Here is a 17,442-nt window from a genome sequence, read left to right as displayed (position 1 = left end):
TGAAGGTGGCGACTGACGCCGTAGAGCTGCGGGTTTCCAGCCCCGCTTGCACGGGCCGTTCCGTCGACGCCGGTCGGCCCCTGTCCGACTTCGGCGACACCGCCCGGGCCCGCCGGGGCATCGCCTGTGGCGGACGACTCCTCCACCACGCCCGCACATGACCACCTCGAGCCCCAGCAGGCACCCCAGGACCATCACTCCGACAGGTCCCGCGCGCCGTCGGCCGCGGTGCGCCGGAGCCGCTCCTTCGACGGGGTGAACCCACCACCGACCCGGCCCGCCCGGGCGGCAGCGGGCAGTAGCGTGCCGTAACGACGAGGAGGAATCATGAACGTCATCAAGCGCATCGGCATCATCGGCGCGGCAGCGGCCTCGCTCGCCGCCGTCGGCCTGAGCACGGCTCCCACGGCCTCCGCGAACACCGCCCATGGGTGTACCTATCCGCGCGTCTGCTTCTACCTGACCGACGCCGACTGGAATGCGAAGAAGCCCACCGCGACCTATAAGGACATCACGAGCAGTCCCCAGAATCTCGGAGCGCGCAGCCGCAACTCCGAGTGGGTGTTCAACTCGCGCAACGACGACGGGGCGTTGCTGTACTACGCCCACGGCGGGACGCTCTGCCTGGCGCCGAACACCATCGTCGACAACAACGACTGGGTCGTCACCGCCATCAAGATCATGAACTCACCGTCCTGCTGAGCATCACCAAGGGCTTGTCGCGGGACCGCCCGGCCGGTTCGGGGGGTTCCGCGACAGAGGTGTGCCGGGAAGCACTGTGGCGACGAGGAGGGCTCGGAGCGGGTCGTGATGCCGAACCTGGAGTGACTTTTGCGGCGTTCTTCCGCCGGCTGCAGCGACCGCGCCCGGCCCGTCAGGGAGTTGACGTCGTTCCCCGCGAGAACGACGTCAACTCCGCCCGGGTGACGGACCATAAGACCCGTACGGCCCCGGCCGGGGCACGCCTACGCCGACTACATGGAGAGCGGGCCGTGCGCACAACTGCCACGGTGTACGGCGAACCGGCCACCGAAGGGGCTCGACGGCCGTCCGGTGTGCTTGAAAAGTTTTGCGTCATCTTGCGCAAGGCCAGGGCGGTCTACGCGGATGCCTGGTCACCGACGTGAGGCGGCTTGTGGGTGAAGCCGCGGGTGACCGCAGGAGGTCGCTTCCTTCCGCGACCAGCTTGATCGGCTCGTCGCCCCTGCACCCGGGAGTTCATTCAGACCTTTAAGGAAGCCGCAAGGCGAGGCGGGTATCGCGGCCGAATCACATGCATGATTGAACGCTTCGAGCGCAGGCAGTCACCCTTTGGCTTCAACTTGTGTTGGGATGTGCGCGGTTGGCGGGCGTGGATCCGCCGCCACGTTCCATCGAAGGGATGTCATGCTTTCGATACGTCACCGCGTGCCCGCCGCCCTGCGGCCGTTGCTCGCGCTCGCTGTGCTCCTCGCCGGACTGCTCGCCGGCACGGCAGCTCACGCCCGGGCGGCCACGGCCCAGGACACTTCGGTCACCTTCCATGTGCAGGCCACCACGGAAGGGGAGACCCTCCTCGTCACCGGCGATGTTCCGCAGCTCGGATCCTGGGACCCGGCCAAAGCCGTCCCCCTGGGCACCACCGCGAGTTCCTATCCGAACTGGTCGACCAGTGTCCAGCTCCCCGTCGGCACCACCGTGCAGTACAAGTACCTCAAGCGCTCTCCCACCGGCACAGTGACGTGGGAGAGCATTCCCAACCGCACCCTGACCGTCTCGCCGGACGCGCCGGGAAACTACGACATCTGGAACGTCAGCCCCGTCTCCGCCTCGTTCCGCGTAACGGCCGCCACCACCTGGGGCCAGAACCTCTACGTCGCCGGCAACCTGCCCGACCTCGGCAACTGGGACCCGGCCAAGGCCGTTCCCCTCACCACCGACTCCGCCACCAACCCGCTGTGGACCGGCGCCCATCAGTTGCCGCCCAACACCACCGTGCAGTACAAGTACCTCACGAAAAATCCCGACGGCTCCGTCACCTGGGAGAACGGTGACCATCGCACCGTCGTCACCCCGTCCACCGGCACCCTGACCGTCAACGACACCTGGCGCTGATGCCCGGCGCCGGGGCCGAGGACTATGTGATGGATAGCCCTCGGCCCCGGCGCCCGCCAGTATTCCTTGCCCGACCGTGTCCCCGCACGACGGGGTTCACAGGTCGAACGCGGCAGCTCCGAGGAAGGGCCAGTCAACCCTGGTGTTCGTGCGGGTCAGTGGCGGCGACGTGCTGTGCCGCCTTCTTCTCTCGCCTGCACGGCTATGCCTCGTCGTCGAGAGCGCGTCCCCTGTCAGCGAGGTACTCCCGGATGAGGCGGCCGAGCACTTCGCCCTCGTGCGCGCGCTCGTTGAAGACGGCCCGCTGAAAGGCCCTGACCTCCTCCCGCTCCAGGAACGCGGGCAGAAGCCTCGCCTGCGGATGGAAGTGACCGCAGCAGATCAGACGTGTGCAGTACCCCTCCAGCTCCCTGACCTTCGGGGTCCGCCATGGGTAGTGCGGGTACCTCTTGAGTTCCGCCTTGCAGCGATCAAGGATCTTGAACAGATCAGTCTTGTTCCCCCACTTCTCCTCGCCGTAGTGCAGCTCGAACCACTCGCGGCGATCCGCGTCGGCGATCTCTCGCTGGACGCGTTCCACGCGCCTTGTGATGCCGGCGAAGACCCTCGGGCTCATCCTCCACTTGGAGCGCGTCAACTCCGGATACCGGTGGCAGATGTCCATGTCCGCGGCCCAATGCGCGGCGCTCTCGTGCTTGCTCTTCCGGAGGTTGCAGGGCTTGCAGGCAGGGACGAAGTTCCACCAGATGTCGTGGCCCGCCCCGGCGATCGGCCGTTCGTGGTCCAGTGTGGTGGACGGGGAGCGGCCGCAATAGACGCACAGGCCACGTTGCGCGGTCAGCACCATCAGCCACACCCATGCCTTCTGCTTGCCTCTGTCACCCCGGCGAATAGCTTCCACTGCACCCCTCCTGCCCGTAACTGGCCAGGCGGGAGCGTAAGACAGGGCACTGACAATCCGTGGCCGGCGGCCGGTCGTCTCATCTGGGCGACCGCTTCTCCGGCGCTCACAGGGGCCGGACCGGCCCGGAGAACAAGTGCAGACAGCGTGCGCTCCCGGCCGGCCGGGAGCGCACGCTCGTTGTGCTGTGCGACCGCGGTCAGGCGCCGTCGGCGTGGTCGCACAGGACGATGCCCTCGACCGTGTTCCCCTCGGTTCCGTAGCCCGGGAAGGTGAACCAGTTCCGCGGAGCCACCTCCTGGCAGGGGACGTCCGTTCCGTCGCCGTAAAGGACCTTCACCGTGTAGGCGGTCGAGCAGTCGTTGATCACGAACGTGTAGCGCCATCCCGGGCTGTACGTCAGGCAAGAGGGTGCGGGGGTCTGGTTCTCCGCACCCTCCTGGGACTCGGCGTGGGCCGCCGTGGCGGGGGTCGCCAGGGCCAGAGCCATCGCGCAGGTAACGAAAGTTGAACGCACAAACCGCTTCATCAGAGTGCTCCCCTTCACTTGCTGAACGGACGCCCTCAGAGTACGAGGGCCCAGCAGGGGATGAAAAGTATTGCGGTAAGTTTCAGCAACCTGCGGTGCTGGTTTCCACGCCTCCGGGAGACGCGGCTCTTCATGAACACGCAGCTCAGTGGCGGGAGTCGACATCACGCCGCGGGATGACAGGACAGAGCCGGACGGACGAACCCGCGGAGCGAGTATGGTTACCGCCGGATGAAGCGGCACGTCTTACACCTGCCACCAGGCCGCGTTGTCGTCGATGGACGAACACATTCCGGCGCTCGGTGAGACAGCCGCGACAAGACCGAAAGCTGTCGTCCCGCCCCCGTCCCGGTGCCGACCCCCACATACTGAAGTGCCCGTACCGGTCTGCCGGTACGGGCACTTCGTGGGCCATTTCCTGTCAGCGCGTGAAGACCGCCACGGTACGGCCCGGCACTTCGAAGGTGCCGGTGCTCTTCGTGTAGGTGACCGTCCTGACCACGCGGTCAGCACCGGCGGCCGGCGGCAGCCCCCGGCCGAAGCCGTTGCCGTCCGCGCGGTTCCCGTGGGTGGCGTCGAACCAGTCGCCGCTGTCGAAGGAGGCGCGGCCCAGGGACTTGGAGCGCACGATCCCGCGGACCGCCGGGGCTCACACCGTGACGACACCCGTCGCCGCGAGCAGCGCGCCGTTGGCGGCCCGCTGCGTGGCGATGAGCTGGCCGCGCAGCGCCTCCCGTACCCGGTCCCGGTCACGGGGGTCGACGGACCAGGCGGTGCCGTCCTTCAGGTGCCGGAACTTCGCCTTCTGGGCATCGCTGAGGGTGGTCGGCACCAGACGCAGCCAGTGCCCCTCGTGGGAGAGGGCGCCGTCCTCGACGGTGATGTCGCCCTCGGGGGCGTACACGAGCTGCTGGCTGGTGGCGTCGGTGGCCTTGACGTTCCACACCACCGTGTCCGCGTCGATCCACTGGGCCTTCGAGGCGCCCAGGTCGAGGTCGGGGGCCGAGCCCACGGTCGGCAGCAGGTAGTCGGCACTTCCGCCGATCAGCCAGACGTCCTTGCCGTGGGTGGCGAAGTCCAGGGACCGATCGCCGGCGATGTCTTTCTCGTCACCCTTGTGGATGATGTAGCTGAGGGACGTGGCGCCGTCGGCGAGGGGGATCTCGAAGGTCACACCGAAGCTGTCCCTGCCGACCGGCCGCAGCGGCTTCGACCAGTCCGTCGGATTCGCCGCACCGGTCCAGGTGTGCAGGCCCCAGCCGTCGTAGTCGCCGTCGGCGCGGTGGTAGTGCAGGACGGCCTTCTTCTCGTCCTGCGGCGGATAGGCGCCCTCGGGCGCGGTCACCGCCTGTCCGTCCTGCCCCTGTTCGATCCAGACCTCACCTGTCTTCGCCACCTCCAGCGTGCGCCGCGGACCGTCCGCGTCGCCGTCCTTCTCGACGGTGTAGGTCACGTCGCCGGCACCGTCGTCCAGCTTCACCCAGGCGAAGGCTCCGTAGGCGTCGCGGCCGGTGAAGTCCGCGGTTCCCGCGGACGACCTGAGCTGCCAGCCGTCGTAGTCGCCGTCCGTCCGCCGGTAGTGCACCACGGCGTAGGGACGGTCCACCGCGGTCGGTTTCTCGGGGGCGGGGGGTCGTCCGGCGGTGGTGGCGGCGGTGTCGCTCGCGGTGCGTCCCGCACTGTCGACGACGACGGCCTTATAGCGCAGCGGTGTCCCGGCACGCACCGTTTCCGGCAGGTGCTGGGTCACCTTGTACGGGGCGTGGTCGGCGGAACCCAGCGTCCGCCAGGGCCCGTTGCCGACCTGCGCGGCGAACACCACCCGGTTCAGCCCGCCACCGCCCACCGCGGCGGAGACCTCCACGTCACCGCTCGCACCGGCCGCCGGAGCCGACACCGACACCGACGGCCCGCCGGCCGCACGGGCCACCGGACCGGCCGCCTTCAACACCACCGCGGACAGCGGCGGCACCTCCACCCGCACCTTCCGGTCGGCACCACTGCGCACCCGCCCGGACGACCCGTACACCCCACGGAAGTCCATCCGCGCCGAGTACGTCGGCACCTCCACCGTCCGGGCCGTCGACGCATTGTTCACCGCCACGACGTACTCCACCCGCTGCCCGGCATCCGTACGCGAGAACGCGTACACCCCCGGGCCGTCATCGGCGTACCGCTCCTGCTGCACACCGTCCCGCAACGCCGGATGCCGCCTCGTCAGCTCCGACAGCTCCGCGATCGACCGGTACAACGGATGGGTCGGGTCGTACGCGTCCGAAGCATGCGTACGCTCCGTACCGATCTGGTCGTCGTCCAGATACTCCGGGACCTTCGACGCGAACATCGTCTGCCGGGCACCCTTGTCCCCGCCCGGCCCGGTGAAACCCTGCTCGTCGCCCGCGTAGATCACCGGGTTGCCCCGTGACAGGAACATCAGCTCGTGCGCGAACCGGTCCCGGCGCAGCAGCTCGGCATCGTCCGCACCCGGGTTGTCCTGGCTGATGAAGCCGCCGATGCGGCCCATGTCGTGGTTGCCGAGGAAGGTGACCTGTTCGTAGGCGTTGGCCTTGTCGCTGGTGTAGCGGTAGTCCTGGGCCAGGACGCCGGAGAGGGTGCTCGCGGGCTTGTCCTGGGAGGCGTAGCCGCGGATGGCGTTCTGCAGCGGGAAGTCGAGCGTGGCGTCGAGCCGGCCCTCGGTCACATAGGGCGCCGTGACGGCCGGGTCGGAGGAGAGGGTCTCGCCGAAGACGAAGAAGTCCTCGCGTCCCCTCTTCGCGGCGTAGGCGTCGATCGCGGTCGCCCACTGCGTCCAGAACGGCATGTCGACGTTGCGGACCGTGTCCACGCGGAAGCCGTCCACGTCGAAGTCCCTGACCCACCTCTGGTAGATCTTCTCCAGGCCCTCGACCACCTCGGGCCGTTCGGTCCACAGGTCGTCGAGACCGGTGTGGTCGCCGTAGAGGCCGCTCTCGCCGGCGAACGTCGAGTCGCCCCGGTTGTGGTACATCGTGGGGTCGTTCAGCCATGCCGGGACTTTGGTGTCGGCCTCGTCCTCGTTCACCACGGGTGTGTAGGGGAAGCTGTCCCGGTCGACCTTGCCCATACCGGAGCTGTCGTCGAACGGGCGTCCTTGGGTGTCGAGGTAGGGATAGGCGCCCTTGGAGCGGTAGCCGTACTTCTTCTCGGCGTTCGTGACGGTGTCGGCGGTGTGGTTGGTGATGACGTCGAAGAAGACCTTCATGCCCTTGGCGTGGGCCTTGACGATGAGTTCGGCGAGTTCGGCGTTGGTGCCGAAGTGCGGGTCGACCTGGGTGAAGTCGGTGATCCAGTAGCCGTGGTAGCCGGCGGACTCGCCACCGCCCTGCACCGGCTTGTTCTTGAAGATCGGCGCCATCCAGATGGCGGTGGTGCCCAGGTCCTTGATGTAGTCGAGCTTCTTGATCATTCCCCTCAGGTCACCTCCCTGGTAGAAGCCCTTGTCCGTCGGGTCGAATCCCGTCGTGGTCCGGTCGCCGTCGAGCCCTCCGCGGTCGTTGGCACGGGATCCGTTGGCGAACCGGTCGGGCAGCAGGAAGTACGCCTGTTCCCGGGTCAGGTCGTGGCGGGCCGGCTCGGCGGCGAGCCGGGCGTCGGACGGCGGACCGGGCGGCCGGGGTGCCGCGGCTGCCCGCTGGGGTGTGCCCAGCGCCGTGGCGAGCAGTGCGGCCACGACGACCGCGGCGGTCATGGCCGCGGGGGCGGCCGTGGGTCCCGGCACGGTTCCGTGGTGCGTGCCGCCGGGGTCGCCTCCTCGTCTTCTCCGGCCTCTTCGGTTGGGGAGCGAGCCGATCACTTGCCGGTTCCTTCCGGTCGGGTGTCTTCGATCCGTACGCCGGTGGCGCCCAGCAGGGCCCCGTCGTCGGCGCGTTGGGTGGCGATCAGCCGGGCGCGGAGTGCCTGGCCGACGCGGTCGCGGTCCCGGGGGTCCACGCGGAACGCCGACGCCTGTGCGTACTGGGGGTAGCGGGACCTCTGGGCCTCGGTCAGCTCGGTCGGTACGAGCCGCAGCCACTGTCCCTCGTCGGTCAGCGCTCCGTTCTCGATCGTGAGGTTGCCCTCGGTGGCGTACACCAGTTGCTGACTGGCCACGCCGCTGCCCTCACCCGCCCATACGACGGTGTCGTCACCGATCCAGGTGGCCTCCGCCGCGCGCAGGTCGAGGCCGAAGGCGCCGCCGGGAGAGGGCGTCAGATAGGTGGGGTCGCCCGCCACGCGCCAGACCTCGTGCCCGTAGAGGGAGAAGTCGAGGGCCTCGTCGTCGGGGATGTCCTTCTCCTGCCCCTTGTGCAGGATGTAGCTGAGGGAGGCGGCTCCGTGGTTCAGCGGCACCTCGAAGACGAGCCCGAAGGGGTCCTCGCGCACCGGCCGGATGGGGTCGTTCCACTCGGGCGGGTCGGCGGACCCCGTCCAGGTGTGCAGGCCCCATCCCTCGTAGTCGCCGTCGGGCCGGTGGTAGTGCAGCACGGCCTTGGTGCCGTCCTGGGGCGGGTAGGCGGACTTGGGTCTGGCCTTCAGGACCGTCGTGCTGTTCTGCTCGGTCCACACCTCGCCGGACACGGCGACGTCGAGGACGCGCTCGGGTCCGTCGGGGACTCCGTCCTTCTCGATGGTGAACCGGATGGCGTCGGTACCGGAGCCGGGGGTGATCCACGCGAAGGCCCCGTAGGCGTCGCGGCCGGTGAACCGGGCCGTCGTACCGTCGGCGGTCCGCAGCAGCAGGCCGTCGTAGTCACCGTCCGTCCGGCGGTGGTGGACGACCGCATGGTGTCGCTTCGCGGTCGGTTTCTCGGGGGCGGGGGGTTGTCCGGCGGTGGTGGCGGCGGTGTCGCTCGCGGTGCGTCCCGCACTGTCGACGACGACGGCCTTGTAGCGCAGCGCTGTCCCGGCACCTACCGTCTGCGGCAGGTGCTGGGTCACCTTGTACGGGGCGTGGTCGGCGGAACCCAACGTCCGCCAGGGACCGTTGCCGACCTGCGCGGCGAACACCACCCGGTTCAGCCCGCCACCGCCCACCTCGGCGGACACCTCCACGTCACCGCTCGCACCGGCCGCCGGAGCCGACACCGACACCGACGGCCCGCCGGCCGCACGGGCCACCGGACCGGCCGCCTTCAACACCACCGCCGACAACGGCGGCACCTCCACCCGCACCTTCCGGTCCGCACCACTGCGCACCCGCGCCGACGACCCGTACACCCCACGGAAGTCCATCCGCGCCGAGTACGTCGGCACCTCCACCGTCCGGGCCGTCGACGCATTGTTCACCGCCACGACGTACTCCACCCGCTGCCCGGCATCCGTACGCGAGAACGCGTACACCCCCGGGCCGTCATCGGCGTACCGCTCCTGCTGCACACCGTCCCGCAACGCCGGATGCCGCCTCGTCAGCTCCGACAGCTCCGCGATCGACCGGTACAGCGGATGGGTCGGGTCATACGCATCCGAGGCATGCGTACGCTCCGTACCGATCTGGTCGTCGTCCAGATACTCCGGGACCTGCGACGCGAACATCGTCTGCCGGGCGTACACATCGTCCGCCGATCCGGTGAAGCCCTGCTCGTCGCCCGCGTAGATCACCGGGTTGCCCCGTGACAGGAACATCAGCTCGTGCGCGAACCGGTCCCGGCGTCGCAGCTCGGCATCGTCCGCCCCCGGGTTGTCCTGGCTGATGAAGCCGCCGATGCGGCCCATGTCGTGACTGCCGAGGAAGGTCACCTCGCCGTAGGCGTCGGCCTTGTCCGTGGTGTAGCGGTAGTCCTGGGCCAGGACGTGCGCGAGGTCGCGCGTGGGACCGCCGCGTGACGCGTAGTTGCGGAGCGCGGCCTGCAGCGGGAAGTCAAGCGTGGCGTCGAGCCGGCCCTCGGTCAGGTAGGGCGCCATGACGACGGGGTCGGCCGAGAACGCCTCCGCGAAGATGAAGAAGTCCCGCTTCCCCTGCCGGGCCGCGTAGGCGTCCAGTGCCGTGGCCCACTGCGTCCAGAAGGCCATGTTGACGTTCTTCGCCGTGTCGACGCGAAAGCCGTCGATGCCGAAGTCCTTGACCCACCTCTCGTAGATCCGCCGCATTCCCTCGACCACCTCGGGCCGTTCGGTCCACAGATCGTCGTTGCCCTTGAAGTCGCCGTACAGGGCGCTCTCACCGGCGAAGGTGGAGTCGCCCCGGTTGTGGTACATCGTGGGGTCGTTCAGCCACGCCGGCACCTTGGTGTCGTGTTCTCCGGTGCCGGGGCGCGGTGTGTACGGGAAGCCGTCCTCGTCGATCTCGCGCATGCCGGAGCCGTCGTCGAAGGGGCGGCCCTCGGCGTCCAGATAGGGGAACGCTCCCTTGGAGCGGTAGCCGTACGTCTTCTCCGCGTAGTCGACGGTGTCGGCTGTGTGGTTGGTGATGACGTCGAAGAAGACCTTCATGCCCTTGGCGTGGGCCTTGTCGACGAGTTCCGCCAGTTCGGCGTTGGTGCCGAAGTGCGGGTCGACCCGGGTGAAGTCGGTGATGGAGTAGCCGTGGTAGCTGGCCATCTCGGTGCCGCTCATGGTCTGCACGGGCCGGTTCTTGAAGACCGGCGCCATCCAGATCGCGGTGGTGCCCAGGTCCTTGATGTAGTCGAGCTTCTCGATCAGGCCCCTCAGGTCACCTCCCTGGTAGAAGTTCTTGTCGGTCGGGTCGTAGCCGGTCTTCGAGCGGCCGCCGGTCATGCCTCCCTCGTCGTTGGAGGTGGTCCCGTTGGCGAAGCGGTCGGGCAGCACCAGGTAGAACTGCTCGCGCGACGGGGCGGGGCGCGCCGGTGTGCGGGCGAGCGCGTGATCGGACGGCGGCCGCGGGGTCACGGCGTCCGCGGTCGGGGTGGTGGGCGGGAGGGCCGGCAGCACGGACAGGATCAGTGCGACGGCCGGCCATCGGGCGGTTCGGCGCCGGGACAGTAAACCGGTCATGGGGCCTTTCTTCTCCTCACCGTTCGAACGGGGCGGGCCGCCCGGTGCGCGGCGGCGGGAGCCGGCGCGGACAAGGCGCGCCGCCCGGTACGCCTCTGGGGAGGCGGACCGGGCGGTCCTTCGGTCGGCGAGATGGAGCGCTGGGCTGGGTCAGTTGCGCCAGGAGTCGCTCAGGAGCATCTTGCCGCTGGACGGGACGGTGGCGGTGCGATTGCCGCCGCTCTCCCAGGTCACGCTGCCGGAGGCGTCCTTGCGCAGGTACTTGTACGCGAAGGGGGTGCCGGCCGGGAGATCGACGTCGAGCTTCCACACGGGGTAGGCCGCCGGGTCGAGCTTGAGGGCGGCGGCGGGGTTCCAGTTGCCGAGCGCGGCGTTGTCGCCGGTGACGTAGATGTTCTGGCCCCAGGTGGTGGTGGCGTCGACGCTGAACGAGGCGCCGGTGCCGGTCTCGGGGTCCGGGGTCGGGCCGGGGTCGGTGCCGGAGCAGTCGGTCGCCCCCGTGTGCAGGGCGAGCGCCGTGTTGCCGCCGAGGGTCGCGGTGAACTGCCCGGAGCCGTTCACGGTGACGGTCTTGCCGCTCTGCACATCGCAGTAGGTGCCGGCGGGCAGTGACGTCTGGAAGGTGCGGTCGAGCGCGCTGGATTCGTGGTTGATCACGACGTACGCCTTGGCACCGCGGCCGAAGGCGATGGCGTTGTTGCCGTTGTCCCACCAGTTGGTGACACCCGCGCTGCCGGCGGTGTTGCGGAAGCCGACCATGCTCGCGATCTCGCGCCAGGCGTGCTGGCACTTCCACCCGTCGGTGTAACAGGCTTTGACCTGCCCGTTGTTGGGACCGCCCGCGTCGCTGCCGAACTCGTAGCCGGAGTGGACGTCCGGTGAGCCGTACGGCCAGGCCAGCATGAAGACGTGGGCGAGGGTGTAGGCGGCCCCGTCCTTGTAGGTCAGCGTCGTGTTGTGGCGCTCGGTGTCGTGGTTGGTCACGAAGGTGGCGGCCTTGCCGCTGGGGACGTAGCCCCACGCCTCCCCGAAGTTCTTCAGGTAGGCCAGCTTCTCGCCGGAGAAGACGCGCTTGAGGTCCTTGGCGAAGGAGAACTCCTGGACGTCACCGGTGCCGGTGTACTGGCCGGGCTGCACGGCCTCGCCGGGCGCCCCGATGGTCTCCTGCTTCCAGTAGACGTCCGGGTTGCTGAGCCGGCCCTTGATGTTGGCGAGGTCACCCGGTGGGATGTGCTTGGCCGCGTCGATGCGGAAGCCGTCCGTGCCGAGGGACAGCAGGTCGTTCAGGTACCCGGCGATCGTCTTGCGGACGTACTCCTCGCCGGTGTCCAGGTCGGGCAGGCTGGACAGTTCGCAGTGCTGGACGTTCCAACTGTCCCCGTAGTTGTCGATGTCCCTCGTGCAGTCGTCCAGGTCGGACGACGAGTACAGGCCGGGATAGTTGTACTTGCTGTAGGAAGAACCCGCGGTTCCGGTGCCGGTGCTGTTGGCCATGTGGTTGATGACCGTGTCGACGACGACCTTGACGCCGGCGGCGTGGCAGGTGTCGATCATGTTCTTGAAGGCGGTGCGGTCGCCCAGTCTCGTGCCGATCTTGTAGCTGACAGGCTGGTACGCGGTCCACCACTGCGGGCCCTGGACCCGCTCGTTCGGCGGTGACACCTGCACGTACCCGTACCCGGCCGGCCCGAGGTCGTCGGTGCACGCCTTCGCGACGGAGTCGAAGTTCCACTCGAACATCACGGCGGTGACGTCCTTGTCGCCGGGCGGGTCCGCCTGCGCGGTTCCGGGTGCCGTGACGACCACAGCGGCTCCCGCCACGAGGGCGAGTGCAGTGGCCACGGTCTTGTTGGCCATGGTTCCTCCTGATCCACCTGATGCGGATGAGAGGACCTTCACGCAGCAACGCGCCTTGCCCGGCAGGTCCTGTGGGGCTCTTGCTGAAACGCGTCAGCAAGTTGTTGCGATCGAGACCGTACGAGCCCCCTCACCATCGGTCAACCCTTCGCGACGGGACTCTTGCATCCCCCTCCGGGAACCTCGACATCACTGGCGCGGGGGAGAATTGATGCTCTGCAAAGACTTTCGCAAGCGTTTCAGAGGTGTTACGTTCAATCACCGCCCGGTCCGGCGGCCCGGAGGTTCCGACAGATGCCGGAGCCCACGCGCCCGGTCCGCCGGACCGGGCTCCAGCCGGGGCTCCGCAGCCTCCATGCCGCCCCGCAGCCCCGACCAGGGCCGGCTGCGGAGCCTCCCTAGGCCGGTGCGCTCACCCGCCGCGCCGCGCCGTGGAACCGCGCACGACCAGCTCCGGCTGGAAGACGAACTCGGTCCGCCGCACGGGGGTTCCGCCCACCTCCTCCAGCAGCGCCCCCACCGCCGCGGTCGCCATCGCCTGCACCGGCTGGCGCACGGTGGTCAGCGGTGGGTCGGTGAACGGGATCAGCGGCGAGTCGTCGAACCCGATCACCGAGACGTCGTGCGGAACCGACAGCCCTCGTTCGCGCACCGCGCGGATCGCTCCCAGGGCCATCAGATCGCTGCCGCAGACCAGGCCGGTGCACCCCTTGTCCAGCAGCGCCGCCGCGGCCGCGTGGCCCCCCTCCACCGTGAACAGGGTGCGCTCGATGGGCGCTTCGGCCTCTTCCCCCCACACCCCGCAGAAGGAGCGCACGGCCGCCAGGAAGCCCTCGGCCTTCCGCCGTGACGGCACGAAACGGGTGGGGCCGACGGCCAGTCCGACCCGTGTGTGCCCCAGGTCGGCCAGGTGCCGCACCGCCATCCGTACCGCGGACCGGTCGTCGGACGACACGAAGGACGCCGTGATGCGCTCGTTGTAGCCGTTCACCAGGACGAACGGCATGCCGCGGGAGGCGAGTTTGTGGTATCGGACCGGGTCGGCCGTCATGTCCGCGTGCAGCCCGGACAGGAAGACGATGCCCGTGACGCCCCGGTCCTCCATCTGCTCCACCAGTTCGTCCTCGGTGGACCCGCCGGGCATCTGCGTGCACAGCACGGGCGTGTATCCGTGCCCGGCCAGCACCTGCTCGATGACCTGCGCGAAAGCCGGAAAGATCGGGTTCGTGAGCTCCGGGACCACCAGCCCGATCAGGCCGGCGCTGCGCTGGCGCAGCCGTACGGGCCGCTCGTAGCCGAGTACGTCGAGCGCGGCCACCACCCGCCGCCGGGTGGCGGGGGCGACGCCGGGTCTCCCGTTGAGCACGCGGCTCGCCGTGGCCTCACTCACCCCGGCCTGCGCGGCGATGTCGGTGAGCCGCGGGGTGCCGTACTCGGCACCCCGCGCCAGGGAGAGGGTCACACCGCCCACCAGACGGTGCTGTCCGCCGGAAGCACCGCCGCCTCGCCCCCGGTCACCGGCTCGCAACTGCTGAGCAGCGGCCGCCCCCGCGGGGTCCACCGCACCGACGCCCCGGTCGGGTTGACGGTGCAGACCAGGTCGCCGTCCCGGGCCTGGTCGCCCGGGCCCCGCGCGGTGCGGCGGAAAGCGAGCACGCCCTCGGGGGCCTCCAGCCACTCGACGCCGTCGCCGGCCCCGAGGGCCGGGTGCTCCCGGCGCAGTGCCAGGGCCCTGCGGTAGAGCTCCAGCGTCGAGCCGGGATCACCGGACTGCGCCTCGACCGACAGGTGCCGCCAGCTCTCCGGCTGCGGCAGCCAGCTCGGTCCGCCCGCGACGGGTCCGAAGCCGTACGGCGCCTCGGTCCCCGACCACGGGATCGGTACCCGGCAGCCGTCCCGCAGCCCGTCCTGCCCGTTGGCCCGGAAGAACGAGGGGTCCTGGCGCACTTCGTCCGGCAGGTCGGTCACCTCCGGCAGGCCGAGTTCCTCGCCCTGGTAGAGGTAGGCGGACCCGGGCAGGGCCAGCATCAGCAGCGTCGCCGCGCGGGCCCGGCGCGCCCCCTGCTCGGGGCTGTCCACGGCGAGGCGGGTGGTGTGCCGGACGACGTCGTGGTTGGACAGCACCCAGGTGCTGGGCGCGCCCACCGGGCGCATGGCGTCGAGGCAGTCGTCGATGGCCCGGCGCAGGGCGCCGGCGTCCCAGCCGGCTCCCAGGTAGTGGAAGTTGAACGCCTGGTGCAGCTCGTCCGCCCGCAGGTAGTTGGCCGTGCGTTCGTGGCTCGGTGTCCACGCCTCGGCGACGCCGATGCGCTCTCCCGGGTACTCGTCCAGGATCCGGCGCCAGGACCGGTAGATCTCGTGCACGCCGTCCTGGTCGAAGAAGGGCAGGGGCTGGGTGCCCAGCAGGCGCAGTTGCCCGGTGCGCCCCATGTCGGGCAGTCCCGCGGCCTTGACCAGGCCGTGGGCGACGTCGACGCGGAAGCCGTCGACGCCCATGTCGAGCCAGTAGCGCAGGACGGAGCGGAACTCGTCCCGCACGGCCGGGTTGTCCCAGTTGAAGTCGGGCTGCTCGGGCGCGAAGAGGTGGAGGTACCACTCCCCCGGTGTGCCGTCCGGGTTCTTCGTGCGCGTCCAGGCGGGGCCGCCGAAGACGGACTCCCAGTCGTTGGGCGGAGCCTCACCGGCGGTCCCGCGTCCCGGCCGGAAGTGGAACCGGTCGCGCAGCGGGGAGCCGGGGCCCTCGCGCAGGGCGCGCTGGAACCAGTCGTGCTGGTCCGAGCAGTGGTTGGGGACCACGTCGACGATGACCCGCAGCCCCAGGGCGTGCGCGTCGCGGATCAGTTCGTCCGCGTCGAGCAGTGTCCCGAACACGGGGTCGACGGCCCGGTAGTCGGCGACGTCGTAGCCGCCGTCGGCCTGGGGCGAGACGTAGAAGGGGCTGAGCCAGACGGCGTCGACGCCGAGGTCCCTCAGGTACGGCAGCCGGGAGCGGATGCCCTGGAGGTCGCCCACCCCGTCGCCGTCGCTGTCGGCGAAGCTGCGGGGATAGACCTGGTAGATCACGGCCTCCCGCCACCAGTGCGGACGCTCGCCGGGACCGGAGGGCCGGGTCCGGGTGCCGGGTTCGGCAAGGTACTGGGTCATGGTTCTCCTGCCTGCGTTGGGGGACGGTCAGGACTTGGTGGCGCCTGCGGTCAGACCGGAGACGAGATGCCGCTGGACGAGTCCGAAGACGAGCGCGGCGGGGACCGCGATGATCACGGCGGCCGCGGTCAGCGCGCCCCAGTCGCTCGTGTACTGGTTGACGAACGTCTGGAGCCCTCCGGCGAGCGTGAGGTTCTCCTCGCCGGTCATGAAGGCGGACGCGTAGGCCACTTCGCCCCAGCCGGTGATGAAGGTGTAGAAGGCGGTGACGGCGAGTCCCGGCTTGGCCAGGGGCAGTACCAGCCGCCAGAACGTGCCGAACGGGGAAAGCCCGTCGACCCGGCCGGCTTCGTCGATCTCGACCGGGATGCCGTCGAAGTAGCCCTTCATCATCCAGGCGCAGAACGGCACGGCGACGGTGAGGTAGGTGACGACCAGCCCGATCGGCTGGTTGAGCAGCCCTAGGCCGGCGAGCAGGTTGTACAGCGGCACGATGAGCACCGCGACCGGGAACATCTGGGTGAGCAGCAGCATCCACATCAGGGGGCGCATGCCGGGGAAGCGGAAACGGCTCACCGCGTAGCCGGTGGTGGCGGAGACGAAGACGCCGATCAGCGTGGTCAGTCCCACGACGACCAGCGAGTTCTGCAGCCAGGACAGGAAGTCGGTGTCGCGTACGACATGGCTGTAGTTGCCGAACGTGAAGTCCTTGACGAGCGAGGTGTCGAACGCGTCGGTCTTCGGTTTGAAGGAGGTGGCCAGCAGCCACAGCGGGGGGAAGACCGCGACGACGGAGGCGGTCAGCAGCGCCAGGTGCAGTCCGAGCAGGGCCAGCGGGCCGCGCTCGCCGCGCCCGCGCCCGGAGGCCGGCCGCCCGGTGCGTACGGGGGTGCGCGTGATCGTGTCGGTCACCAGGTGTCTCCCTGCTTGCGCAGTGCGCGGCGGTAGGCCGCGGTGACGAGTGCCAGGAGCAGCAGGATCAGCACGCCCCAGGCGGCGGACGTGGAGTAGTCCCGCGGGCTGACGACGAAGGACAGGCGGTAGGCGTACGTCACCAGGATCTCGGTGGCGTCGCCCGGGCCGCCCCGGGTCAGCAGGAAGATCACCGGGAACATGTTGAAGGTCCAGATGGTGCTGAGCAGGACGACCGTGCTCGAGACGGACCGCAGTCCGGGCAGGGTGATGTGGCGGAAGCGCTGCCAGGGGTTCGCCCCGTCCATCTCCGCGGCCTCGTAGAGGTCTCCGGGAATGGACTGGAGGCCGCCGAGGAGGGCGATGAGCATGAAGGGCACGCCGACCCAGACGTTCACCGCGATGACGGAGATCTTCGCCCAGGTGGGGTCGTTCAGCCAGGAGATCCGGTCGAACCCGGCGCCGGTGAGCAGTGCGTTGAACAGGCCGCTGCGTTCGTTGAACAGCAGGCGCCAGGTGAACACGGAGACGAACGCCGGTACCGCCCAGGGCAGCACCAGGGCCGTGCGGTACAGGGTGCGGCCCTTGAAGGTGCGGTTGAGCATGACGGCCAGGGCCAGCCCGAGGGCGAAGGAGAGCGCCACGCAGCTCACCGTCCACACCACGGTCCAGCCGAGCCGGTCCCAGAAGACGCCGTCGGCGAGGATCGCCCGGTAGTTGGCGAGTCCGACCTGTTCGTACGTGGCCGGGATGTGGTTGACGCCGATGGTGCGCTCGACGTTGGCCTCGTCGGCGTCGGTGAAGGACAGCCAGACGCCGCGCGCGAGGGGGTATCCGATGATCACGCCGATCACGGCCACCACGGGGGCGACCATGCTCCAGGCGTACCAGTGGGTGGCCAGGGCCCTGCGCAGTCGTCCCGGGGTCCTGGGGTTCTTGTGGCCGGTGCGGTGGGTCCGGCCGCGGGCACCCTGGGTGCCCGGGGCCTTCGTCACCGTCCGGCCGGTCTCGACAGCCATGGGTCGTCGGTCCGCCT

Annotated in this window: 11 protein-coding genes and 1 pseudogene; 2 read left to right on the top strand and 10 right to left on the bottom strand. The window is 69.6% G+C overall.

Translation table 11 applies throughout. The features are described from left to right. Positions 1–327 precede the first annotated feature (327 nt). Complete coding sequence (locus IE316_RS11230; RefSeq protein WP_190204069.1) at positions 328–702, top strand: hypothetical protein; 375 nt, start codon at positions 328–330, stop codon at positions 700–702. A gap of 684 nt (positions 703–1,386) precedes the next feature. Further along, positions 1,387–2,094 carry a CBM20 domain-containing protein gene (locus tag IE316_RS11225; RefSeq protein WP_190204068.1) on the top strand — a complete coding sequence of 236 codons (708 nt, stop codon included), beginning with the start codon at positions 1,387–1,389 and terminating at the stop codon, positions 2,092–2,094. Between the two features lie 202 nt (positions 2,095–2,296). Here IE316_RS11225 and IE316_RS11220 read toward each other — a convergent pair whose 3' ends face one another. The 10 genes and pseudogenes from IE316_RS11220 to IE316_RS11175 form a co-directional block, all read right to left on the bottom strand. After that, positions 2,297–2,941 (bottom strand): HNH endonuclease, encoded by a 645-nt coding sequence (locus IE316_RS11220; protein WP_190204067.1) that lies wholly within the window; start codon positions 2,939–2,941, stop codon positions 2,297–2,299. Between the two features lie 253 nt (positions 2,942–3,194). Then, positions 3,195–3,485, bottom strand: coding sequence for an alpha-amylase inhibitor (locus IE316_RS11215; protein ID WP_190204066.1), 291 nt, complete (start codon positions 3,483–3,485; stop codon positions 3,195–3,197). Positions 3,486–3,945: 460 nt separating this feature from the next. Continuing rightward, positions 3,946–4,152, bottom strand: coding sequence for a hypothetical protein (locus IE316_RS11210; protein WP_190204065.1), 207 nt, complete (start codon positions 4,150–4,152; stop codon positions 3,946–3,948). Between the two features lie 27 nt (positions 4,153–4,179). Beyond that, a pseudogene (locus IE316_RS11205) lies at positions 4,180–7,251 on the bottom strand (alpha-amylase family glycosyl hydrolase); the annotation flags it as partial. Between the two features lie 101 nt (positions 7,252–7,352). Further along, positions 7,353–10,493, bottom strand: a complete 3,141-nt coding sequence (locus IE316_RS11200) for an alpha-amylase family glycosyl hydrolase (protein WP_190204064.1) — start codon at positions 10,491–10,493, stop codon at positions 7,353–7,355. Positions 10,494–10,643: 150 nt separating this feature from the next. Then, complete coding sequence (locus IE316_RS11195) at positions 10,644–12,350, bottom strand: carbohydrate-binding module family 20 domain-containing protein (protein WP_190204063.1); 1,707 nt, start codon at positions 12,348–12,350, stop codon at positions 10,644–10,646. Between the two features lie 412 nt (positions 12,351–12,762). Then, positions 12,763–13,821: a LacI family DNA-binding transcriptional regulator gene (locus IE316_RS11190; RefSeq protein ID WP_190204062.1), complete on the bottom strand. Its 1,059-nt coding sequence runs from the start codon at positions 13,819–13,821 to the stop codon at positions 12,763–12,765. Continuing rightward, a complete protein-coding gene (locus IE316_RS11185; protein WP_190204061.1) occupies positions 13,809–15,494 on the bottom strand; it encodes a glycoside hydrolase family 13 protein in 1,686 nt (561 codons plus the stop codon). Before IE316_RS11185 ends, IE316_RS11190 begins: the two co-directional genes overlap by 13 nt. Positions 15,495–15,521: 27 nt before the next feature. Beyond that, complete coding sequence (locus IE316_RS11180; RefSeq protein ID WP_229910347.1) at positions 15,522–16,394, bottom strand: sugar ABC transporter permease; 873 nt, start codon at positions 16,392–16,394, stop codon at positions 15,522–15,524. Between the two features lie 8 nt (positions 16,395–16,402). After that, the gene (locus tag IE316_RS11175) at positions 16,403–17,425 is read right to left on the bottom strand and encodes a carbohydrate ABC transporter permease (RefSeq protein WP_190204060.1); all 1,023 of its coding nucleotides are present in this window, start codon (positions 17,423–17,425) and stop codon (positions 16,403–16,405) included. Between the last annotated feature and the right edge of the window lie 17 nt (positions 17,426–17,442).

The sequence above is a fragment of the Streptomyces fumanus genome (genome assembly GCF_014655295.1).
Taxonomy (GTDB): Bacteria; Actinomycetota; Actinomycetes; order Streptomycetales; family Streptomycetaceae; genus Streptomyces; species Streptomyces fumanus.
Note: the sequence above shows the minus strand (reverse complement) of the source record. Positions and strands in the feature narration are given on the sequence as shown.